Origin of the sequence: Azonexus sp. IMCC34839 (assembly GCF_047047955.1) — a bacterium.
Taxonomy (GTDB): domain Bacteria; phylum Pseudomonadota; class Gammaproteobacteria; order Burkholderiales; family Rhodocyclaceae; genus Azonexus.
Genome location: NZ_CP150631.1, coordinates 2,161,838 through 2,184,973, shown reverse-complemented (window position 1 = coordinate 2,184,973; position 23,136 = coordinate 2,161,838). Strand labels below are relative to the sequence as shown.

The following is a 23,136-nucleotide window of genomic DNA, read 5'->3' as shown; positions in this document are numbered from 1 at the left end:
ACCGGCCAAAACACCAAAAAACGAGAACAGCACACACAACTCAGCACGTCTCTTAGAGGGGTAATTCATGTCTGAAACAAATATTCAGGCGAAGATTCGGAGCAATCCGAAATTCGCTGAAATGGTCGGCAAACGCACGCGTTTTGCCGTGATCCTGTCGTTGGTGGTGTTGATTCCGTACTACAGCTTCATGTACCTGGTGTCCATGCAGCCGCAACTTTTTGCCGCCAAGATCGGGGAAGGCAGCGTCATTACCATTGGCTGGCCGCTGGCCGCGGTGATCGTCGTGGTGGGTTGGTTGCTCACCGGCGTTTATGTCAGCCGTGCCAATGGCGAGTTCGATCGCCTGAACGAGGAAATCCTGAAGGAGGCACACAAATGAAGCGCTCCTTCATTGCCTTGCTGGCGGGTAGCTTGCTGGCGATCTCCTTTGCGGCCATCGCCGGTCCCGGCGCGATCGAGGGGGTCGAGAAGCAGCCGGTCAATGTCAGTGCCATTGCCATGTTCCTGGTTTTCGTTATCGCCACGCTGGGCATTACCAAGTGGGCCGCGGCGCAGACCAAGTCGACCGCTGACTTCTATACGGCCGGCGGTGGCATCACCGGCTTCCAGAACGGTTTGGCGATTGCCGGCGACTACATGTCGGCGGCCACGCTGCTGGGTATCACCTCGATGGTGTATTTCAAGGGCTACGACGGTTTCATCTACGCCGTCTGCTTCTTCATCGGCTGGCCGATCATCCTGTTCCTGATGGCCGAGCGCCTGCGCAACCTCGGCAAGTTCACCTTCGCCGACATCGCTTCCTATCGGCTCGACCAGAACCGCATCCGCACCTTCGCTGCCGTGGGCTCGCTGACCGTGGTCTGCTTCTACCTGATCGTTCAGATGGTCGGCGCGGGTCAGTTGATCCAGCTGCTCTTTGGCCTGGACTACAACGTCGCGGTGGCTGTGGTCGGTATCCTGATGATGGTGTATGTCACCTTTGGCGGTATGACGGCGACGACCTGGGTGCAGATCATCAAGGCCTGCCTGCTGCTCGGTGGCGGTATTACGCTGATGCTGCTCACCCTGTCGCAATTCGGCTGGTCGCTCGACACCCTGTTCGGCAAGGCGATCGAGTCGCACAAGGCGGGTGAAAAGATGATGATCCCGGGCTCGCTGATGGCCGATCCGATTTCCGCCTTTTCCCTGTCGCTCGGCCTGCTGTTCGGTACGGCCGGCCTGCCGCACATCATGATGCGCTTCTTCACCGTGCCGAACGCCAAGGAAGCCCGCAAATCCGTGTTCTACGCGACCGGTTTCATCGGCCTGTTCTTCCTGGTGACGATCATCCTCGGCGCTGGGGCGATCACTATCGTCGGTACCAATCCGGCCTTCTTCGAAGGCGGTAATGTCGGTGGCAAGCTGATCGGCGGCGGCAACATGCCGGTCATGCACCTGGCCAAGGCGGTCGGCGGCGATGTCTTCCTCGGCTTCCTGTCGGCCGTGGCTTTCGCCACCATCCTGGCTGTCGTTTCCGGGTTGGCGCTGGCCGGTGCCTCGGCAATTTCCCATGACCTGTACGCACGAGTCATCAAGAAGGGAACGGCCTCCAGCCAGCAGGAAATGAAGGTGACCCGCTTTGCCTCGGTCGGCCTTGGCCTCGCCGCCATCGGTCTGGGCATCGCCTTCAAGGACCAGAACGTGCTCTTCCTGGTCGCGCTGGCTTTCGGTGTTGCCTCTTCGGTCAATTTCCCCGTGCTGATCCTGTCGATGTACTGGAAGGGCCTGACGACCCGTGGGGCGCTGTGGGGCGGCATCGCCGGCCTGGTGTCTTCGGTCGGTCTGGTCGTGCTGTCGCCGGCGGTTTGGGTCAAGGTGCTGGGTAATGCCAAGCCGATTTTCCCTTACGATCATCCGGCCATCATCTCGATGACCCTTGCCTTCGTGGTGACCTGGCTGATGTCGGTGACCGACAAGAGCGAGCGTGCGGCCAAAGAAGCCGATGCCTACGAGGAGCAGTTCATCCGGGCACAGACCGGCCTCGGTGCTGCTGGGGCGCACGATCACTAACTATCGAACTCTGCGGGAGAGATAACGGGAGAACAGCGCCCGAAGTCTCAACCTTTTCGGGAGCCTACGGGCTCCCTTTTTTTGCCTGTCTTTTGCGTTCGGGCAAAAAAAGCCGGCTGAATAAGGTCGACCTCGGCCGGGCGGACTCCTAGAATAGTAGGAGACTCGAATAATGGTTGAAAGCGCAGATGGCAAAACCCCCCGCGGAAGCTTCCGCAACCCCTCCGGACGATCTGGACGAAGGCTCCTGGAGCAATTCGATCATCGTCGACGTCAATAGCCTGCTCGCCGCCGAGGCCGAGAAGGAGGAGACTGAGTCGCCGCTGCCCTTGGACGACAGCCAGTTGCGGCTGGCCGCCAGCGTCTTCGCCAATTCGCACGACGGCATCATGATCACCGATGCCGAGGGCTTTATCCGCGACGTCAATCAGGCATTTACCCGAATCTCCGGCTATAGCCGCGATGAGGCGGTCGGTCGGCGGGCCAATCTGCTGAAGTCAGGCATCCATGAGCCGGAGTTCTACACGACGATGTGGGAAAGCCTGAAAACCCACGGTTACTGGCGGGGCGAGGTGTGGAACCGGCGCAAGAACGGCGAGCTGTTTCCGGAGATGATGTCGATCGGCGCTGTGCGCAACGAAGCCGGCATGCTGACCAATTACTTCGCCATCTACCATGACATCTCGGCGTTGAAGGAAAGCCAGCAGCGGCTGGAGCATCTGGCTTACTACGACGCGCTGACCCGCCTGCCCAACCGCGTGCTGCTCGGCGACCGTATCAGCCAGGCGCTGGCCCAGGTGCGTCGGCGCAACAGCCTGTTGGCTGTCTGTTTCCTCGATCTTGACGACTTCAAGCCGGTCAACGACCGCTATGGCCATCAGACCGGTGACCGGCTGCTTATCGAGGTGGCGCAGCGCCTGAAGGATTCATTGCGCGAGGGCGACACGGTGGCCCGCTTGGGGGGCGACGAATTCGCCATCCTGCTGACCGATCTGGAAAGTCCGAACGAAGCGGCCGACATCCTGAATCGCCTGCGTGTGGGTATTGCCTTGCCCTACCGCCTGGATGGGGTGACCGCCGTTATTTCAGGCAGCATTGGCTATACGCTGATTCCCGGCGACAGCGCCGATCCGGAAACCTTGCTGCGCCATGCCGATCAGGCCATGTACGTGGCCAAGCAGGAAGGGCGTAACCGCATTCACCTGTTCGACACCGAACACGACGAGCGGGTACGTAGCCACCGTGAAAGCGTGTCGCGCATCCAGAGTGCCCTCGACAATGGCGAGTTCCGGCTGTACTACCAGCCGAAGGTCAATATGCGCCAGGGCACGGTGGTCGGCGTCGAGGCGCTGATCCGCTGGCAGCATCCGGAATTCGGCTTGCTCGCACCGTCCGAGTTCCTGCTGACACTGGGTGACAACCCGTTGCTGGTCGATATCGGCGACTGGGCCATCCGCCAGGCGCTGACCCAGATTTCGGCCTGGCGCCAGGCCGGCTTGCGCCTGCCGGTCAGCGTCAACATTTCCGGCCGCCACTTGCTGCATGCGGAATTCACCGAGCGCCTGGCGCGTCATCTGGCCGCCTTCCCGGGCCTCAATCCGCGCTATCTGGAGCTGGAAATCCTGGAAACTGCGGCGCTCGAGGACGTCAATCACGTTTCCCGAGTGATCGGCAAGTGTCGCGAAATGGGCGTCGAATTCGCCCTCGATGACTTTGGCACCGGCTATTCCTCCCTGCTCTACCTGAAGCGCTTGCCCGCCAGAACCCTGAAGATCGACCAGTCCTTCGTGCGCGACATGCTGGAAACGCCGGAAGGCACCGACGCCATCGCCGGCATCCTGGCACTGGCCTCCGCCTTCAAGCGCAAGGCGGTAGCCGAAGGCGTGGAGAGCGTCGAGCAGGGCATCGTCCTGCTTCGTCTCAATTGCGACGTCGGGCAGGGTTATGGCATTGCCCGGCCGATGCCGGCAGACGAGGTGCAGCCCTGGGTATCGGGTTACAAGCCGGATTCGGCCTGGCTGGCCAGTGTTGTCTTGCCGTGGCGGCGCAGCGATTTCCCGCTGGTCGTCGCCGAGGTCGAGCAGCGCCGCTGGCAGGAGCAGGTGGCCGGTGCCGTCGAGCGCGGTGACAAGGTCTTGCCGGCCAATCGTATCGGCAAGCTGGCGGGCAGCCGGTTCGGCCGTTGGCTGGCCGGTGTCGGGGCGCGACGCTACGGGCAGTTGCCGCAGTTCCAGAAGATCGAGGAATTGCACATCAAGGCGCACCGGGTTGCGGCCGAGATCGGCGTACGCCTTGGCAAGGGCGATGTGGACAAGGCGCGCGAACTGTTGCTGACGCATAACGAACGCAGCAAGGAGTTGGTCGCCGCCCTGCTTGCCTTGCGCATCGCGGTTGCCGACATGACGCACAAGCCGGTCATCACGCCGCCGCTGCACAGTACTTTCGGCCCCTTGCACGGAGGTCGCTGACTGCTGCGGTGCACGGGCAAAAATGGCCAATTTTCAGTCATGCGGCAAAGCATCGTAGCGGGCTTGGTTGAGCATGCCGCATGAGCGCCTGATGCGGCTGGTGCATGGCCTGGCCGAGCGTAGTGGCCTGGCCCAGATGGTGGCTTTCTACCTGAATGGCTTGCAGGCCGAGCACAAGCTGAGCCGCGGTGGCCGTCTGCTGTTCCGCGTCCGTCACTCGCATTGGTATGCCGTTGCCGTCGGGCTCCTGGCGGTGCTTTCGGCCGGGACCAGCCTCTATCCCTTCGGCCCGGTGATCGTCGGTGCCACGGTATTTGCCCCGGGGCGCTGGCGCGGGGTGATCCTCGGGGCGACGCTGGGGGCGGCGATCGGGGCGACGACCTTTGTCGTCGTCGTGCAGAACCTGGGTGTCGGCCTGGTCGACGACTGGTTTCCCGGTATCCGCACCCATGCCATCTGGACCGAGTCCGCTTACTGGATCGAACACTACGGCGAACTGGCCCTCGGCCTGATCGCTGCCTTGCCAGTGCCGCAGATGCCGGCGCTGATCGCCTCGGCGCTGGGCGAAATGCATCCGGCGGCCGTCTTCATCGCCCTGCTGTGCGGCAAGGGCGTCAAATACACGGTCTATGTGCTGGGCGTGCTGCTCTTGCTGAAAGCCATGCGCCACGTGGCCGAATGGCGGGAGCCGCCGCCGGCTTAAGCGGTGGGTGGTGCCGCCTTGAACAAGCGCGGCGGTTCGAACAGCGAATCGATCTGCACCTGCTTGATGTCCGGATGGTCGGGCACGGCGTACATCACGTCGGTCATCATCTCTTCGAAAATGCCGCGCAGGCTGCGGGCGCCGGCCTTGTATTCGATGGCCAGTTCGGCCATCTGGCGGAAGACGGTGGGGGCGACGCGCAGGTCGACGCCGTCGGCGGCCAGCATGGCCTGGAACTGGCGGAAGATGGCGTTCTTCGGCTCGGTCAGGATGCGCACCAGCATCTCCTCGGTCAGCGCATGCAGACGGGTCACGATGGGCAGGCGGCCGGCGAATTCGGGAATCAGGCCGAATTCGAGCAGGTCGGTCGGCTTCACGCGGGCGTTCAGGCGCTCCAGGATGCGCTGGTCGTCGCCGCCGCCAGTCGAGATGAAACCGAAGGTGTGCGTCTTGGTCAGGATCTTGTCCAGGCCGACGAAGGCGCCGCCGCAGATGAACAGGATGTGCGTGGTGTCGATGTGGCGGCCGTCCTTCAGGCGAACCGGCGCGCCTTCCATGATCTTGAGCAGGGCATGCTGCACGCTCTCGCCCGAAGTGGCGCGTTCCTGCCCGCCGACCGCCTTCAGCTTGTCGACTTCATCGACGAAGACGATGCCGCGCTGGGCGCGGGCCAGATCGTCGTTGGCCCGGTCGAGCAAGCGGTGCAGGATGGCTTCGATTTCGTCGCCGACGAATTGCGTCTGCGCCAGCGAAGTCGCGTCCGCCGTGACGAAGGGCACGTCGAGGATGCGCGCCAGCGTTTCGCACAGCAGCGTTTTGCCGGTGCCGGTCGGGCCGATCAGCAGGATGTTGCTTTTGGTCAGTTCGACCGTGTCCACCGCAGTCGTCTCCATGCGGCGGAAGTGAGCGTAGATGGCGACGGCCAGCGTGCGCTTGGCCTCCTCCTGGCCGATCACGTGTTCGTTCAGGCGGCGGACGATTTCACTGGGTTTGAGCAGAGCGGGCATGGGGCTAATCCTCGGTGTATCCCGCGATGCTAGACGCATTGGGCCCTCAGGGGAAGCCTGCGGCAGGTAAGCGCGGGTAAAGCTTCAGCGGGCGATGACTGCCCGGTTGCGTCCGTTGTTCTTGGCCCAATACATGGCAGCGTCGGCGGCATTGACCATGGCCGTCGGGTTGTCATAGTTGCCTGAATGGGAAATGCCAATGCTGACGCCGATGGGATGTTCGCTGACGCTGCTACGAATCGGAGCCGTCAGTGCTTCAATCAGTCTCTCGGCGATTTGCAGGGCTTGCTCGTCCCGGATGGCGCCATCGACGATCAGGATGAATTCGTCACCGCCGACGCGGGCGAAGAAGTCGCGCACGAAAAGCGTGCTTTTCAAGCGCTTGGCCGTCACGCACAAGACCTCATCGCCAACCGAGTGCCCATAGTGATCGTTGACCTGCTTGAAGCCGTCGAGATCGCAATAGAAGAATGAGCAGGGCAAGGGGCGCTCCCCTTTATCGACCGGTGCAAATCGTTCGGCCAGATGCTGCCGGGCAAGGTAGCGGTTAGGCAGACCGGTCAATTGATCGTGCGTGGCCTGGAATTCGATTTGTTGCTGGAGCGCTTCTTCATCGGTGAGATCCTTGATCAGGCCGATGAAGGAGAGGCCATCCGAACTGGAGATTTCCGAGACCCCCAGGCGCATGGGGAAAATCTGTCCCGATTTTCGCAAGCCCTGAACTTTTCTATTCTTGCCAACGATTTTTGCGTCTTTCGTCGCCAGATAGTTGCCAATATAGGTGTCGTGTTCATCATGATAGGGCGAAGGCATCAGCATTTTGACGTTATTCCCGATGACCTCCTTCGCTTCGTAGCCGAATATCTTTTCAGCCGCCTTGTTGAAACCGGTGATGCGACCGATGGTATCGATCCGGATAATGCCTTCGATGATGTTGTCGACAATGGCCTCGGTGGCCCGGTGGAAGCCGGCGATGCGCATCATGGCGCGCATGCGCACCTCGAGCAGCAGTGGATTGACCGGTTTGTGCAGATAGTCGTCGCCACCGGCCATGAAGCCTTGCAGGAGGTCGCCCTCGTCGTCGCTGCCGGTAATGACGATGATTGGTATCCAGTGTTCGCGGGTCAGCTTGCGGATCTGCCGAATGGCCTGCAAGCCACCGATGCCGGGCATTTCCAGATCCATCAGGATCAGTTCGGGGAGGCATTCCTGGCAACTTTGTATGGCGGCCTCGCCGCTGGTGACCACGTTGACCTGGTGGCCGCTGCTACGTAGTTGCTCGGCCAGGAATTCCCCAATCGATGGCTGATCGTCGGCGATCAGGATGCGCAGTGGTGTCATCGGGTGACAGTTGCCCGTGAGTCAGTCGAAGTTGTCAATGTACTCCAACTCTGGTGTTTTTGACGAATTTGCGTGGCGAGTGGAGTCGGGCGTCGACTCCACTCGCTCGTCGGTGATCGCTCAGACGGTGACGACGATGCGGCCGTCGATCTGGCCGGCCTTCATGCGACCGAAGATGTCGTTGATGTTGTCCAGCGTGTCCATGCTGTAGTGCGACTTGACCTTGCCTTCGCCGGCGAATTCGAGCGCCTCCTGCAGGTCCTTGCGGGTGCCGACGATGGAGCCGCGCACGGTCTTGGCATTGAGCACGACGTCGAAGATGGGCAGGTCGAAATCGCCCGGCGGCAGGCCGACCAGCGACATCGTGCCGCGCTTGTGCAGCATGCCGACGGCCTGGCCGAAAGCGGTACGGGATACGGCGGTGACCAGCACGCCATGGGCACCACGAATGTTCTGCTGAACGAGCTGTACCGGGTCTTGCGTCATGGCGTTGATCACTTCGTCAGCGCCGAGCGAGGTAGCCAGCGCCAGCTTGTCGTCGGCCACATCGACGGCGATGACGTGGAAGCCCATGGCCTTGGCGTATTGCACCGCCATGTGGCCGAGGCCGCCGATGCCGGAGACGACGACCCAGTCACCCGGTTTGCAATCGAGCCCCTTCAGGCCCTTGTAGACGGTGACGCCGGCGCACAGCACGGGGGCGGCCGGGGCGAATTCCAGGTTGCCCGGCAGCTTGCCGACATAGGCCGGGTCGGCCAACACATATTCGGCATAGCCGCCGTTGACCGTATAACCGGTCATTTGTTGTTCATCACACAGCGTTTCCCAACCGGTGATGCAGTGCTCGCAGTGGCCGCAGGCGGTGTGCAGCCAGGGTACGCCGACACGGTCGCCTTCCTTGACCCAGGTAACGCCGGCACCGACCTTGGCGACGTAGCCGACGCCTTCGTGGCCGGGAATGAACGGGAGCGGCGGCTTGACCGGCCAGTCGCCATCGGCGGCGTGCAGGTCGGTATGGCAGACGCCGGAGGCTTCGATCTTGACCAGGATCTTGCCGGGGGGCACGTCGGGAATAGCGACCTCCTCGATGACCAGCGGTTGCCCGTAGGCATGAACGACGGCGGCTTTCATTTTGGTTGCCATGGTTGTTCTCCTTGAAGCAGTGTCATGTCCTCGTACTGCGTCCACCATAGACCTGTGTCCCCAGTCCGGCCATTGTGGTTCTCACTTAGCCGGGCTTTTCGGGATATCGGGGGCGAGAGGCGTTAAAATGTCGGTCTTACCTTCGTCCGGCTGCCGGTCGGGCGACTTTTTCCGCTCGTTTCGCAGGATCGCCCATGCTGCAAAAACTCTCCGCTTTTCCCGGCGTAGCCGGCCCGGTCGTCGTCGTTGTGATGGATGGCTACGGATTGCCGAAAACCGACGTCGGCAGCGCCATTGCCGCCGCCAAGAAGCCGACGCTGGATCGCCTGTTCGCCAACTACCCGAACATCCGCCTGCGTGCACACGGCACGGCCGTCGGCATGCCGTCGGACGACGATATGGGCAATTCGGAAGTCGGCCACAACGCCATCGGTGCCGGCCAGGTTTATGCGCAGGGCGCCGCCTTGGTGGCCAACGCCATCGCCGAAGGCACGATCTGGGCGGGCTGCGCCTGGCAGGAAATTGTCGCCGGCGCCAAGGCCGGTCGCGGCGTGATTCACTTCATCGGCCTCTTCTCCGACGGCAATGTGCATAGCCATATCGACCACCTGAAGGCCATGGTCGTGCGCGCCAAGGAAGAGGGCGTCAAGACCGTGCGCATCCACGCCCTGCTCGACGGCCGCGATGTGCCGGAAACCAGCGCACTCGAATATGTCGTGCCCTTCGAAGCCTTCCTCGCCGAGCAGTCGACCGGCGGTTTCGATGCCCGCATCGCTTCCGGCGGTGGCCGCCAATACATCACCATGGATCGCTACGACGCCAACTGGCCGATGGTCGAAAAGGGCTGGAAAACCCATGTCCTCGGCCAAGGCCCGCAGTTCGCCAATGCCACGGCTGCGGTGCGCGGCCTGCGCGAGCAAAATCCGGGGACCATCGACCAGGATCTGCCGGAATTCGTGATTGCGGAAAATGGCCATCCGATCGGCACGATCGAGGATGGCGATGCCGTCGTCTTCTTCAACTTCCGCGGTGACCGCGCCATCGAAATCACCCGCGCCTTCGTCGAAGCCGACTTCAAGGAATTCGACCGCGTCCGCGTGCCGAACGTGACCTACGCCGGCATGCTGCAATACGACGGCGACCTGCAACTGCCCAAGCGCTTCCTGGTGCCGCCGCCGGCCATCACCAATACGTCTGGCGAATGGTTCAGCAAGGCCGGTATCACCCAGTTCGCCTGTTCGGAAACGCAGAAATTCGGTCACGTCACCTACTTCTGGAACGGCAACCGCTCCGGGAAGTTCGACGGCGAAACCTACCTCGAAGTACCGAGCGACGTCGTGCCCTTCGAGCAGCGCCCGTGGATGAAGGCGGCCGAAATCGCCGACGCCATGATCGCCGCCATCCAGTCCGGCCAGCACAAGGTGCTGCGCTGCAACTTCGCGAATGGCGATATGGTCGGCCACACCGGCAACTTCGACGCCGCGCGTATCGCCGTGGAAGCCGTTGACCTGTCGCTGGGTCGCCTGCTCAAGGCGGTCGATGCCGCCGGCGGCGTGGCGCTGATCACCGCCGACCACGGCAACGCCGACGAGATGTTCGAACTCGACAAGAAGACCAAGCAGCCGGCGCAGAACAAGGACGGCAGCTTCAAGGCCAAGACCGCGCACACGCTCAACCCGGTGCCGCTGATCCTTTACGACAACGCCTCGGGCGGCAAGCTCGGCCTGCAGCAGACGGAAACTGCCGGCCTGTCCAACATCGCCGCCACCGTGGCCAACCTGCTCGGACTGGAAAAGCACGCCAGCTGGGACGACAGCCTGCTCGAGATCAAGTAAGCCGGCCTCAGTTCGATAAAAAAGCGCGGACCTTGCGGTGCCGCGCTTTTTTGCCTTTTGGGGCGGTGCACCGCAGCCGTCAGTCGTTTGCCTTGTTTTCCTGGGCGAGGCAGCGGGCGAGGACGTCCAGCAGGGCTGCTTGATCGACCGGCTTGGTCAGGAAGTCGTCCATGCCGGCGGTCAGGCAGTTTTCGCGGTCCTCGGCGAAGGCGCCGGCGGTCAGGGCGACGATGGGCAGGCGGTCGCCGCCGGTTTCTGCTTCGTGCTGGCGAATGGTACGGGTGGCGTCGCAGCCGTCCATGACCGGCATCTGGACATCCATCAGGATCAGATCGGGGCGCTGCTGGCGGACGAAATCGACCGCCGCCAGGCCGTGTTCGACGCTGTCCACGCGATAGCCCTGCTTGCGCAGCATGGCTTCGACGACCTTGCGGTTGGTCGGGTTGTCTTCGACAACGAGAATGTGCCGCTCTTCGCCCGCGCAAGTTTTCTCCGCACCAGGCGTGGCGTTGGCTTCCGGCAGCTGAATGCGCATGGCGTTGGGGGCGCAAGGCAGGCGCAGACGGAACCAGAAACGCGAGCCGGCGCCGGGCGAACTATCGACGCCGGTTTCGCCGTGCATCATTTCGGCCAGGTTGCGCACAATGGAGAGGCCTAGGCCGCTGCCGCCGTAGGCGCGCGTGGTCGAGGCATCCAGTTGGTTGAAGGGTTTGAACAGTTCCGACTGGGTTTCGGGGGCGATGCCGATGCCGGTATCGATGACCGAGAATTCGAGCGTGGCGGCGTCGCCCTGACGGGAGATTTCGCGGACCTCGAGGCTCACCGAACCTTCCTGGGTGAATTTCAGCGCATTGCTGACCAAATTGGTCAGCATTTGGCGGATACGCAGTGCATCGCCCCAATACTGGCGTTCTTCCAACCCTTCCGAATTGCTTCGGATTTCGATGTTTTTGGCGTGGGCCACTTCGCCATAGAGCCGACTGACCGCCTTGAGCACCTCATGGGGAGAGAAGACGGCGATTTGCAGTTCGATTTTCCCTGCTTCGATTTTCGACAGGTCGAGGATGTCGTTGAGCAGGGTCAGCAAGGTCTGGCCGGAGTTCAGGATGGTCTTGGCGAATTCCTTGTTTTCCTCAACGGTCGTGTTGGGCAAGAGCAGCAATTGCGCCATGCCGAGAATGCCATTCATCGGTGTGCGAATCTCATGGCTCATCGTGGCCAGGAATTTCGATTTGGCGTGATTGGCCGCCTCAGCGGCTGCGGTCAGGCGCTGCATTTCCTCGATATACGCTTCGCGCTGGCGCAAGTAGCGCAACAGGACGGCCAGGCCAAGCAGTACGATGAGAACGCCGATCCCGGTGACCAGGGCGATGGTCGCGGACATGCGCCGCCAGGAAGCCAGGAATAGTTCGTCGGCGACTATCAGCGTGAGGACCAATGGGTAGCGATCCAAGGCCCGCACGGCGGCGAGGCGAAGCTCGCGCTCGCCGGTCGAGAACCTTGTACGGTCGGTGAGTATTACGTCGTGCCTTTTCTTCTCCAGTTCGATGACCTCATAGGTCGATCCGCGCTGGTTACGCTGCCCCATCAGCGATTCGATGTGTGGGGTGCGGGCAAGCAGGGTCAAATCGTTGCGAAACAGACTGATGCTTGCGCCACTGCCCAGGTTCTGAATCACGCGCTGGAAAAAAGTGCTGACCTCAGGCACGGAAAAACCGATGACCACCATGCCGAGGAAATTACCTTGCCGATCGTCGATACGCCGACTGACGAAGAAGCTCCATTGCCCGGTGTGCTTGTTTCGTCCCGGGGCGCTGACAAAATCTCCGGTGGCGGGATTGTCGCGTAGCGTCGTGAAATAGTCGCGATCGACGACATTGACCACAGGAACCGGGAAGGTGCGGCTGGTGCTGATGATGTCACCGTTGTTTGCCACGATGGAAACGACGTCGATCTGTTTCTGGCCGCTGATTTTCTCGCGCAAGGCAAGGTGGGTGTCTGTGCCGGAAAGGCGGTGCCGGAAGCTTTGGGCATCCTGGACGTTGCTCTTCCGGATCTGCTCGCTAATGGCATCCAGTACGGAGTAGGCGGTGAAGACGGACTGTGAAATATCCTCGGCCAGTACCAGGGAGAGACTGTCCAGCTGCTGGCGCCAGTTTTCGATTTCGCGGTCGCGAAGCGTCAGTACCGAGAGTACGGCGCCGCCGATCATGCAGACGATGACGACCATACCGAATAACGCAGCCATCAGGCTGGTGCGGGATTGGGAACGCAGCATGCGCAATCTAGTACTTTTGTAATGGGTTCGGCGCGAAGTCTAGCAGCAATATGTCATGTTTTTCATCATTCGCATGTCAAATCTGAGCAATGCTCGAATATCTTTTTCAGGAGAGTCCTGGAGACCTCCAAAGGAGTCAGCGAAAGGGGGTTAAGCCTCAGCGTGGCCCAAGCCTGAGCAGGCAGTGTTATGGCTTTGTCATTTATTTGATATTTGTATCAAAGTTGCCAGCAATATATTAGAATAAAACGATAGTTTGATAGCCAGCGACGGAACCTCTTCAGGTCGGTGCGCCAAGGTTGTCACATCGCTCATGGATATCGTTTTCCTTTTCTACGGACTGGCCTTCTTGCTGTTGGGCGTGGTGCTCGTCATCTGGCCCAAGCATGACAGTCGTTTCGCCTTGGCGCAGTTGGTCAGCTGGCTGACTGCATTTGCCTTCCTTCATGGCGTGTTGGAATGGACCGACTTGTGGCGCGTGGTGCGCGGCGACCCGCTCTGGTTGACGGTATCCCGCCCTTATCTGCTGCTGGCTTCCTACCTCGTCCTGTACGAATTCGGCCGCCGCCTGTTGCGCGAGGCACTTGCTCCAGCTGGCGGTCTCAAGGGTCGGTTGTTGTCGCCGTGGATACACGGGCTTCTGCTGGCGGGCGTAGCCGCCGGGACGGCACTCGGTAGCGACGGCGTGCGCGACCTTGGAATCTGGTCGCGCTACCTGTACGGGACGACCGCATCGCTGCTGACGGGCATCGGTTTTCTCGCCTATTGCCGCCGCTGCATCCAGCCGTCGCTGGAATGCGAGGAGTTTCGCGTTGTCTGGCGCGGTTGCCTGTTTGCCGGGGTGGCCTTTGTTGCCTACGCACTTTTCGGTGGATTGGTGGTGCCGGCTGCCAACTGGGGCTTGCCGGCCTGGCTGAACCAGGATGCCTTCCAGGCTGCGCTCGGCGTGCCGGTGCAATGGTTCAGGGCAGCCTGCGCTGTCGTCATTGCCGTGGCGGTGACCTTCATTCTGCGGGTCTTCCATCTCGAACGGGCCGAGTTTTTGCGAGTCGCCTTGAGTAAAACCGAAGCCGCACTGGCAAGTGTGGAGCAATTGGGCCGGCGCAACCGCCTGTTGCTCCATTCGGTTGCCGAAGGGGTTTTCGGTGTCGATAACAGCGGAAAGGTCAGCTTCATCAACCCGGCGGCCTTGGACAAGCTTGGCTATGCAGATGGCGATCTGCTCGGGCAGTCGATGCATCAACTGACGCACTATGCCCACCCAGATGGAAGGCATTTCCCGGAAGAGGAGTGTCCGACGCACCTGACACTCGAGGATGGTCGGCCGCGCCATGTGCCTGACGACTGTTTCTGGCGCAAGGATGGAACTTCATTCCCGGTTTCCTATTACACGGCGCGTATCCAGGAGGCGGGTGAGGTCGTCGGGGCGGTGGTCGTTTTCGAAGATATTTCGGAGCGCAAGCAGGCCGAGCGGGAGCTGGAGAAATACCGCCACCATCTGGAGCAATTGGTCGAGCAGCGTACGGCGGAGCTCAAGACGGCCGAGGCGAACAGCCGTCTGTTGCTGGATGCCTCGGCCAGTGGCCTGTACGGCATGGACACCGAAGGGCGGATCGTCTTCATCAACGAGGCGGCCTGCCAGATGCTCGGCTATACCAAGGAAAAGCTGGTGGGGCGGCCGGTGCACGCGACGCTGCATCATTCCTACGCCGACGGCACGCCTTTCCCGGCGGGGGATTGTCCGATGCTGCAGGCACTGCGTCGTGGCCAGCCGGTCAGCAACGACGACGACACCTTCTGGCGGGCGGATGGCAGTCGCCTGCCGGTGGCATCGGCGACCCGGCCGATGGTGCGCGATGGCCAGATCGTTGGCGCCGTCGTCAGCTTTGTCGATACCAGCCAGCGCAAGATGGTCGACGAGGCGCGTGCCCGCGCATTGGCTGAGGCCGAACGCCTGGTTCGGGTGAAGAGCGAGTTCCTCGCCAATATGTCGCACGAGATCCGGACGCCGCTCAACGCCATCCTTGGCATGGCCTATCTGGTCCGGCGCTCAGGGGTCACGGAGGAACAGGCCGAGCGGCTCGGCAAGATCGATGTCGCCGGCCAGCATCTGCTCGAACTGATCAACGCCATTCTCGATCTGGCCAAGATTGAGGCCGGCAAGTTCGAGCTGGCGGATACCGACGTCAATGTGGCCGGTATCGTCGCCAATGTCGCTTCGATGCTGTTCGATCGCGCCCAGGCCAAACGCGTCGATCTGGTGGTCGAGACACGCCCCATGCCGCATAGCCTGCGGGGCGATCCCGGTCGCCTGCAACAGGCACTGCTCAACTTCGCCACCAATGCGGTCAAGTTCACCAGTCACGGCAAGGTGACCCTGCGCGCCTACGCTGAGAGCGAGACGCCTCTGGACGTGCTCGTTCGCCTTGAAGTCGAGGATACGGGCATCGGTATCCAACCCGAGGTGTTGCCCCGCTTGTTTACAGCCTTCGTCCAGGCCGATGGGTCGAGTACCCGACAATATGGCGGGACGGGGCTCGGTTTGGCGATCTCGAAGAGTGTTGCCGAAATGATGGGCGGCCAGGTCGGGGTGCGCAGCGTACCGGGCGAAGGAAGTTGCTTTTGGCTGACCGCCCGGTTGAAGAAGAGCGCTCCAGCGCGAAATGCCACTTCGCCCCGCCCGCGGGCATCATCGCCGGAAACCGTCCTGGCGGCGGAATACGGCGGTTGTCGTATCCTGCTGGTGGAGGATGAGCCGGTCAATCGGGAAGTGACGCTCGATCTGCTGGCCGATACCGGGCTGATCGTCGATGTTGCCGAGCATGGCCGGCAGGCGGTCGAGTTGGCGGAAAGTAATCGTTACGATGCCATCCTGATGGACGTTCAGATGCCGGTACTCGATGGCTACGAGGCGACACGGCAGATTCGTGCCCTGACCCGTGGTTCCGAGGTGCCGATCATTGCGATGACGGCCAATGCCTTTGCCGAGGATCGCTTGCGTTGCCTCGACGCCGGCATGAACGACTTCATCGCCAAGCCGGTGGAGCCGAATACGCTCTACAACACGCTGCTCGACTGGCTGTCGCGGGCCTGAGCGGCCTTAGCTACCCTCGTTCCCCGCTTTCCACTGCCGTCGATAGTGCATCGGCGCCATGCCGGTCCAATCGACAAAGGCACGATAGAAGGCCGAGGTGTCTGCATAGCCGAGATCGGCCGCTACCTGGGCGATTGAATCCTTGCTCTTGGTCAGGCGGGCCAGCGCCATGTCGCGGCGCAGGGCGTCCTTGATGGCGCGAAAACTGGAGCCTTCTTCTTCCAGCCGGCGATGGATGGTGCGCGGGCTGAGGTAGAGACGGGCGGCAATGTCGTCGAGCGTCAGCGTCGCCGGCAAGGCGGCGCGTAGCTGGTCGCGCACGCGCTGCACCATCTCGCGGTCGCGTCGGTAGAGCATGGTGATCTTGCCCGGCGCGCCGTCGAGGAAGGCGACCAGCGCCGCTTCGTCGCGCCGGATGGGCAGGTCGAGCAGGTTGGCATTGAAGCTGGCGACCAAAGCCCCCATGCCGCCCGGTACGGTCGGGGCAAAACGCGAATCCTCGGTGAAGATCAGCGCGTAGTCGTCGAAATGGGCCGGCTTGCGATAGGGAAAGATCACGCTGTCGAGCGCCAGGCCGCGCCCGGCCAGCCAGCAGGAGAGGCCGTGCAGCAGGCGCAGCAGCCACTCGAAGGCGAAGATGCGGCCGGGATCGTCGGTCTCTGCCGCCAGATGCCGCCGCTCGGCGATGATCAACTCGGCGTGGCCGTGCTGGCGGCGAATGCTGACCGCCAGATCGGGTAGAACCAGGCGCAGGAAGCGGCAGGCGCGTTCCAGCGCCTCGGCCAAGGTCGGCGCGCTGATGCAGGCACGACACAGGAATTCGAAGCTGCCGACGCGCATCGGCTGGCTGAACAGGCCGAAGCCCTCGTCGTCGAGCTGGCGGTTGAGCAGGTTGTAGAGCGCGGCATAGCGGTCAATCGGAATACGGCTGGCGGAGTCTGCAATTTCAATCCCCGCGGCGTGCAGCAAGGCGCCGCTGTCCTGATCCCGGTGGCGCAGTCCGGCCAGCATGCCGGTAACAAAGCCCATGGAAACAGTCGCTTTGCTGCGGGGTGTCGTATTTGTCTTGGTGCGATGCAGCATTTTTTGCCTTTTTGAGCCGTGCACCGCAGCAGCATATCACCTTGGCGGAATTTGCACGATTGTCGTCAATCGCCACAATGGCACGAGGGTTAAAGCGGCCTAGCATGGCGGATATTCCAAAAATGCTGTGGAGAGCGATGCCATGACCGATCTGTCCGTTGCCAAGAAACTCGCGCCGTACAAGCCGAAGAACAAGGTCCGTTTCGTGACTGCCGCCTCGCTGTTCGACGGCCATGACGCCTCGATCAACATCATGCGGCGGATTCTGCAATCGACCGGTTCCGAGGTCATCCACCTCGGCCACAACCGCTCGGTGCAGGAAATCGTCAATGCCGCGCTGCAGGAAGACGCGCAGGGCATCTGCATCACCTCCTACCAGGGCGGCCACGTCGAGTTCTTCAAGTACATGATCGACCTCTTGAAGGCGAACGGCGGCGAGAACATCAAGGTCTTCGGCGGCGGTGGCGGCGTCATCGTGCCGGCCGAGATCAAGGAATTGCACGCCTATGGCGTGACCCGCATCTACGCCCCGGAAGACGGCGTAGTCATGGGCCTGCAGGGCATGATCAACGATGTGGTCGAGAAGTCCGATTTCGATCTGGCCGCCGAAGGCGTGCCGAGCACGGAGGCCGTGCTGGCCGGTTTGCAGGCTGGCGACCGCCGCCTGCTCGCCCGTGTCATCACGTTGCTGGAAAACAGCGAAGCGCATGAACTCAAGCAACCGATCCTGCAGGCTGCGGCCGGCCTGAACGTGCCGGTTCTCGGCATCACCGGCACTGGCGGTGCAGGTAAGTCTTCACTCACCGACGAAATCGTCCGTCGCTTCCGTCTCGACCAGGAAGACAGCGTCAAGATCGGCCTAATCTCCATCGACCCGTCGCGCAAGCGGACCGGCGGCGCGCTGCTCGGCGACCGTATCCGCATGAACGCCATCGAGCATCCGAATATCTTCATGCGCTCGCTGGCGACCCGCGACACCGGCTCGGAAATCTCTGCCGCGCTGCCGGAAGTCATCGCCGCCTGCAAGCTGGCCGGCTTCGATCTTGTCATCGTCGAAACCTCGGGTATCGGCCAGGGCGACGCAGCCATCGTTCCCTTCGTCGATGTCTCGATGTACGTCATGACCCCCGAGTTCGGTGCTGCGTCGCAGCTGGAGAAGATCGACATGCTCGACTTCGCCGATTTCGTGGCGATCAACAAGTTCGACCGCAAGGGCGCCGAGGACGCGCTGCGCGACGTGCGCAAGCAGTACCAGCGCAACCGCGAGTTGTTCACCACGCCGACCGAGGACATGCCGGTGTTCGGCACCATGGCCGCCCGTTTCAACGACGACGGCGTCACCGCGCTGTACCAGGCGCTGGTCCCGGCACTGACCGAGAAGGGCCTGAAGCTGAAGGGCGGCAAGTTGCCGCTGGTCACCGTCAAGCAATCCTCGGCCAGCCGCGCCATCGTGCCGACCGCCCGCGTTCGCTACCTGGCGGAGATCGCCGACACCGTGCGCGGCTACCATGCGCATACCGAAGAACAGGTGAAGATCGCCCGCGAGCGCCAGTCGCTACGTATCGCCAAATCGGTTTTTGCCGGTTGCGACAAGTCCACCGCAGATTTCGACGAAATGCAGGCGTTCAAGGACAGTCAGCAGGACCCGAAGGCCAAGAAGCTGCTCGACATGTGGCCGCAGACCGTTGAGGCCTATTCGGGTGACGAATACGTCGTGAAAATCCGCGACAAGGAAATCCGCACCAAGCTGACCACCGAGTCGCTGTCCGGCACCAAGATCCGCAAGGTCATCCTGCCGAAGTACACCGACGACGGCGAAATCCTGCGCTTCCTGATGAAGGAGAACGTGCCGGGTTCCTTCCCCTATACCGCCGGCGTCTTCGCCTTCAAGCGGGAGAACGAAGACCCGACCCGCATGTTCGCCGGCGAAGGCGATGCCTTCCGCACCAACCGCCGCTTCAAGAAGGTTTCCGAAGGCATGCCGGCGCATCGCCTCTCCACCGCCTTTGACTCGGTGACGCTGTACGGCTGCGACCCGGACGAGCGTCCGGACATCTACGGCAAGATCGGCAACTCGGGCGTGTCGATTGCCACGCTCGACGACATGAAGGTGCTCTACGACGGCTTCGATCTGGTCAATCCGACCACCTCGGTGTCGATGACCATCAACGGTCCGGCCCCGATCATCCTGGCCTGCTTCTTCAACACCGCCATCGATCAGCAGATGGCCAAGTTCGAGAAGGACAACGGTCGCCAGCCGACCGAGGACGAAGCCGAGAAGATTCGCGAATGGGTTTTCAAGACCGTGCGCGGCACGGTGCAGGCCGACATCCTGAAGGAAGACCAGGGCCAGAACACCTGCATCTTCTCGACCGAGTTTGCGCTGAAGATGATGGGCGACATCCAGGAATTCTTCGTCCATAACCAGGTGCAGAATTTCTATTCGGTGTCGATCTCCGGCTACCACATCGCCGAAGCCGGCGCGAACCCGATCTCGCAGCTCGCCTTCACGCTGTCCAACGGCTTCACTTACGTGGAAAGCTACCTGGCGCGCGGCATGCACATCGACGATTTCGCCCCGAACCTGTCGTTCTTCTTCAGCAACGGCATGGATCCGGAATACTCGGTGATCGGCCGCGTCGCCCGCCGCATCTGGGCCGTGGCGATGAAGAACAAGTACGGCGCCAACGAGCGCAGCCAGAAGCTGAAGTATCACATCCAGACCTCGGGCCGCTCGCTGCACGCCCAGGAGATGGACTTCAACGACATCCGAACCACGCTGCAGGCGCTGATCGCCATCTACGACAACTGCAACTCGCTGCACACCAATGCCTACGACGAAGCGATCACGACGCCGACCGAGGAATCCGTGCGCCGCGCCATGGCCATCCAGTTGATCATCAACCGCGAATGGGGTGTCGCCAAGAACGAAAATCCGAACCAGGGCGCTTTCGTCATCGACGAACTGACCGATCTGGTCGAGGAAGCCGTGTTGAAGGAATTCGAAGCCATCGCCTCGCGCGGCGGCGTGCTCGGCGCGATGGAAACCGGCTACCAGCGCGGCAAGATCCAGGAAGAGTCGATGTACTACGAGCACAAGAAGCACGACGGCTCCTACCCGATCATCGGCGTCAATACCTTCCTGAATCCGAAGGGTATGGCGCAGCAGGAAATCGAGCTGGCCCGTTCGAGCGAGGAAGAAAAGCAGTCGCAGATCAAGCGTCTGCGCGACTTCCAGGCCCGCAACGCCGACAAGGCTCCGGCCATGCTGGAAAAGTTGAAGCAGACCGTGATCGACAACGGCAACGTCTTCGCCGTGCTGGTCGATGCCGTGAAGTACTGCTCGCTGGGTCAGATCAGCTCGGCGCTGTACGAAGTGGGCGGTCAGTACCGCCGCAGCATGTAAGGTTTAAACAGTCTTCTCAGAAGGGGAACAGCAACCCGACCCTGACAGGGTGGAGGAGAAAAAGGAACGGCGGGGCTAAGTACCCCGCCGTTTTTATTTGTTCGCTCTGTTGGTTCGTTCTATCCCATCGCCGGTTCCGGCGTGAGCGGCAGCAGCGAGCGCGCCGAGACGATCAATCGTTTTCGTATGCCAGAGCCCATCCGGCGTTCCACTTCCCACATCGGCAGGCCCTTGACGACGGCAACCTGCTGGATGGCGGTGACAACTTCCCCAAGTTTGGTGCAGAGGTACTCGGTTCCACGCTGAATCGAAGACTGCATTTTCTTCATTTGGCTAGGGCCTCCATGTGTGGCTAAGGACAAGGCATCGTAGCGGATGCCACCTGAGGTGAGGAATCGAAGAGAAGCTGAGAAACCGTCCGGTTAATTCGATCAGTCGGCGGACAATTTCAGGGAATTTTCGGGCGTAGTTTTCCTTCGGAAGTGCAGTTGAAAATCGGGGCTGAAGTCGGATCTTATACCTCGTCGGCCGTTTTGTAACCGACCCGAAAGCCCCCCCAGTGTTTGCCGTTGACGAAGACCGGCGCCGAGATGTCATGCACGATTTCACCGGTGTCGCGGCGGTAGGTTTGCAGCAGGTAAGGCAAAGGATGGCTGCCGCAACGACGGCCGACCGGGTCGGAAAAAATGCGCTTGGTACGGTTGTGTAGCTTGTCGTAATCGGCGTCGCCGGTCAGCGCTTCGCAATAGCGTTGGTTGTGCGTCGGCACGTAGCCGTTGTGGTCGCAGGCGATGGCATAGGTGACGTGATTTCCGACCTGCAGGAAGGCTTCCTGAATACGCGGCAGAATGCGGTCGGCCACCGTGTCGAAGCGCGTGCTGAACTTCGGCGGCTCGGTGTCGGCGCAGGGCTGGTAGTCGGTATCGAACAGGTCCTCCTCGCTGAGCAGACCTTTGGCGATGGCTTTTTCCCACAGATGCCCGATATTGGCCGCCGCCTGACGGACGAGGCCGGGCATTTCGTGGTGTATGCGCCGCGCCCGTTCGCCGGCTGGGCCGAGATCGAATTCCTTGAGCAGGTTGTTCAGTCCGCGCGATTGTCCATAGAGCTGGCGCGTCGAACTGGCGGCTTCCTCGACCTGGCTGCTGCTCTGCTGCGTCGCGTCGTCAATGCGCATGATGGCCTGGCTGACCTGGCCCAGGCCGGTCGCCTGTTCCTGCGAGGCGGCGCGAATGTCGCGCATGCGGTCGTTGATCTGGCGGATAGTGGCAATCAGGTGCTCCATCGTGTTGCCCAGTGTCTCGACGCTCTGGATGGTCGTGCTGGTTTGTTCGACCGTGCCGGCGATCAGGCGGCGGATATCTTGTGCGGCCTCGCTCGAGCGCAAGGAGAGCTGGCGTACTTCCGAGGCGACCACGGCGAAGCCGCGCCCGTGTTCGCCGGCGCGGGCGGCTTCGACGGCGGCGTTGAGGGCCAGCAGATTGGTCTGGAACGACAAGGAGTCGATCACGCCGACGATGCTTTCGATACGTCTTGCGCTGTCACCGAGTTCGGCCATGGTTTGACGCGTTGCCTGCATCGTCGCGTTGCTGCCTTCCGCCATGGCGGTCGCTTCGTCGACGAATTGCGTGACGCGGTGCGCGGTTTCGGCATTCTGCTGCACGACGGCGTTGATTTCCTCCATGCTGCTCGCCGTTTCTTCCAGGCTGGCGGCCTGCTCCTGCGTGCGTGCGGCAAGGCCGTCGTTGCCCTCGGCGATGTTCTTGGCGGCGTCGGCGACGGTGTCGACCACCGCCTCGATACGACCCAGCGTTTCGCGCAGGTTGAGCACGGTCGAGTTCAGTTCGCGACAGACTTGACCGATCTGGCCCGGATAGGCCTGGTCGATGTGCTCGGTGAGGCGGCCGTTGGCGACGGCGCCGGCGACTTGCGTCATGTCGGCGAACGCGCGGTCGAGCAGGGCAAATAGCTCGATGGTGGCGCGGCCGGCCGGTGAGTCGGTCAGTGCGCCGTCCTCGGCGCTTGGCGAGAAATCGCCGGCGCTGACGGCTTGTGCGATGCGCGCGCCGAGAGCGTTGTCGTCCCGTCTGGTTTGCCGGAGCAATTCGAGTTTCATCGCGATGCGGCCGAACTGGCCGGGCTGGCCAAGCTCGGGCCGATAGTCCTTATCCTGCCCATGCGCGGCGTCCAGGCTGGACTCGAAATCGTGCAGGCTGTCCGCGAGGCGCTGGCGTAGCCGTTCCGTGGCAGCGGCCAGCGGTGCATAGGCGGCGGGCAGGGGCGTGCAATCGAGCGGCGTCAGATCGCCATCGGCCAATCGGCCTAGCGCTTGCTCCAATTGGAGCAAGCTGGCGGGGTCGAGCACGACGCCCTTGTTCGGCTCCGGCCGCGGACCGATCGATTCGCTGAGTGCTTCAGACGACTGCTGCTGCAGCCACAGACCAAGCAGCACGCCGGGCATGCCGAGTGCCGCGAGCCAGCCGGGGTGCTGGCCGAAGCCGCCGAGGGATTCGAGCATCTCGCCGTGCCACGGGGCGAGCGGCAGCGCTGCCAGCATGCCGGCGATCAGGCACAGCATCAGCAAGACGAACAAGGCGAGGGTTTTCAGTTGGCTAACTAGGCCAGGGGATGGATGCATGTTCTATCCCTCCGCAAGAATGGTTTGACTAAATTATCACACTCAATAAAAATAACAAATAAGAAAAATCTATTGTTGTTTGGCGCTG

The 23,136-nt window shown here is 61.9% G+C and carries 14 protein-coding genes; 7 read left to right on the top strand and 7 right to left on the bottom strand.

The window, feature by feature from the left end:
• Positions 1 to 67: 67 nt before the first annotated feature.
• The 4 genes from WIF35_RS10665 (at position 68) to WIF35_RS10650 (ending at position 5,223) form a co-directional block, all read left to right on the top strand.
• Entirely contained in the window at positions 68 to 382 is a 315-nt protein-coding gene (locus WIF35_RS10665) for a DUF485 domain-containing protein (protein WP_412478198.1), read from the top strand.
• The gene (locus tag WIF35_RS10660; RefSeq protein ID WP_412478197.1) at positions 379 to 2,052 is read left to right on the top strand and encodes a cation acetate symporter; all 1,674 of its coding nucleotides are present in this window, start codon (positions 379 to 381) and stop codon (positions 2,050 to 2,052) included. Before WIF35_RS10665 ends, WIF35_RS10660 begins: the two co-directional genes overlap by 4 nt.
• Before the next feature lie 188 nt (positions 2,053 to 2,240).
• On the top strand, positions 2,241 to 4,520 hold the full coding sequence (locus WIF35_RS10655) for an EAL domain-containing protein (RefSeq protein ID WP_412478196.1): 2,280 nt from the start codon (positions 2,241 to 2,243) through the stop codon (positions 4,518 to 4,520).
• 67 nt (positions 4,521 to 4,587) lie between these two features.
• Positions 4,588 to 5,223 (top strand): hypothetical protein, encoded by a 636-nt coding sequence (locus WIF35_RS10650; RefSeq protein WP_412478195.1) that lies wholly within the window; start codon positions 4,588 to 4,590, stop codon positions 5,221 to 5,223.
• On the opposite strand, the gene clpX is transcribed toward WIF35_RS10650, so the two are convergent.
• From clpX to adhP, 3 genes are all read right to left on the bottom strand, one after another.
• The gene (clpX, locus tag WIF35_RS10645) at positions 5,220 to 6,230 is read right to left on the bottom strand and encodes an ATP-dependent Clp protease ATP-binding subunit ClpX (RefSeq protein ID WP_412478194.1); all 1,011 of its coding nucleotides are present in this window, start codon (positions 6,228 to 6,230) and stop codon (positions 5,220 to 5,222) included. The genes WIF35_RS10650 and clpX overlap by 4 nt on opposite strands.
• An 84-nt stretch (positions 6,231 to 6,314) precedes the next feature.
• Complete coding sequence (locus WIF35_RS10640) at positions 6,315 to 7,571, bottom strand: diguanylate cyclase domain-containing protein (RefSeq protein WP_412478193.1); 1,257 nt, start codon at positions 7,569 to 7,571, stop codon at positions 6,315 to 6,317.
• Positions 7,572 to 7,691: 120 nt separating this feature from the next.
• Complete coding sequence (gene adhP / locus WIF35_RS10635; protein ID WP_412478192.1) at positions 7,692 to 8,714, bottom strand: alcohol dehydrogenase AdhP; 1,023 nt, start codon at positions 8,712 to 8,714, stop codon at positions 7,692 to 7,694.
• Between the two features lie 194 nt (positions 8,715 to 8,908).
• Here adhP and gpmI point away from each other — a divergent pair, with 194 nt between their 5' ends.
• Complete coding sequence (gene gpmI, locus WIF35_RS10630) at positions 8,909 to 10,549, top strand: 2,3-bisphosphoglycerate-independent phosphoglycerate mutase (RefSeq protein WP_412478191.1); 1,641 nt, start codon at positions 8,909 to 8,911, stop codon at positions 10,547 to 10,549.
• Between the two features lie 79 nt (positions 10,550 to 10,628).
• On the opposite strand, the gene WIF35_RS10625 is transcribed toward gpmI, so the two are convergent.
• Positions 10,629 to 12,827 carry a response regulator gene (locus tag WIF35_RS10625; protein ID WP_412478190.1) on the bottom strand — a complete coding sequence of 733 codons (2,199 nt, stop codon included), beginning with the start codon at positions 12,825 to 12,827 and terminating at the stop codon, positions 10,629 to 10,631.
• Between the two features lie 313 nt (positions 12,828 to 13,140).
• Here WIF35_RS10625 and WIF35_RS10620 point away from each other — a divergent pair, with 313 nt between their 5' ends.
• Complete coding sequence (locus WIF35_RS10620; protein WP_412478189.1) at positions 13,141 to 15,921, top strand: PAS domain S-box protein; 2,781 nt, start codon at positions 13,141 to 13,143, stop codon at positions 15,919 to 15,921.
• A 6-nt stretch (positions 15,922 to 15,927) separates the two neighbouring features.
• Here WIF35_RS10620 and WIF35_RS10615 read toward each other — a convergent pair whose 3' ends face one another.
• Positions 15,928 to 17,004, bottom strand: coding sequence for an AraC family transcriptional regulator (locus tag WIF35_RS10615; RefSeq protein ID WP_412478188.1), 1,077 nt, complete (start codon positions 17,002 to 17,004; stop codon positions 15,928 to 15,930).
• A 142-nt stretch (positions 17,005 to 17,146) separates the two neighbouring features.
• On the opposite strand from WIF35_RS10615, the gene icmF reads away from it, so the two are divergent.
• A complete protein-coding gene (icmF, locus tag WIF35_RS10610) occupies positions 17,147 to 20,410 on the top strand; it encodes a fused isobutyryl-CoA mutase/GTPase IcmF (protein ID WP_412478187.1) in 3,264 nt (1,087 codons plus the stop codon).
• Positions 20,411 to 20,529: 119 nt separating this feature from the next.
• Here the strand turns inward: icmF and WIF35_RS10605 are convergent, their stop codons facing one another.
• Together WIF35_RS10605 and WIF35_RS10600 are read right to left on the bottom strand one after the other, a co-directional pair.
• The gene (locus WIF35_RS10605; RefSeq protein ID WP_412478186.1) at positions 20,530 to 20,739 is read right to left on the bottom strand and encodes a hypothetical protein; all 210 of its coding nucleotides are present in this window, start codon (positions 20,737 to 20,739) and stop codon (positions 20,530 to 20,532) included.
• 185 nt (positions 20,740 to 20,924) lie between these two features.
• A complete protein-coding gene (locus WIF35_RS10600) occupies positions 20,925 to 23,048 on the bottom strand; it encodes a methyl-accepting chemotaxis protein (protein WP_412478185.1) in 2,124 nt (707 codons plus the stop codon).
• Positions 23,049 to 23,136: the final 88 nt, after the last annotated feature.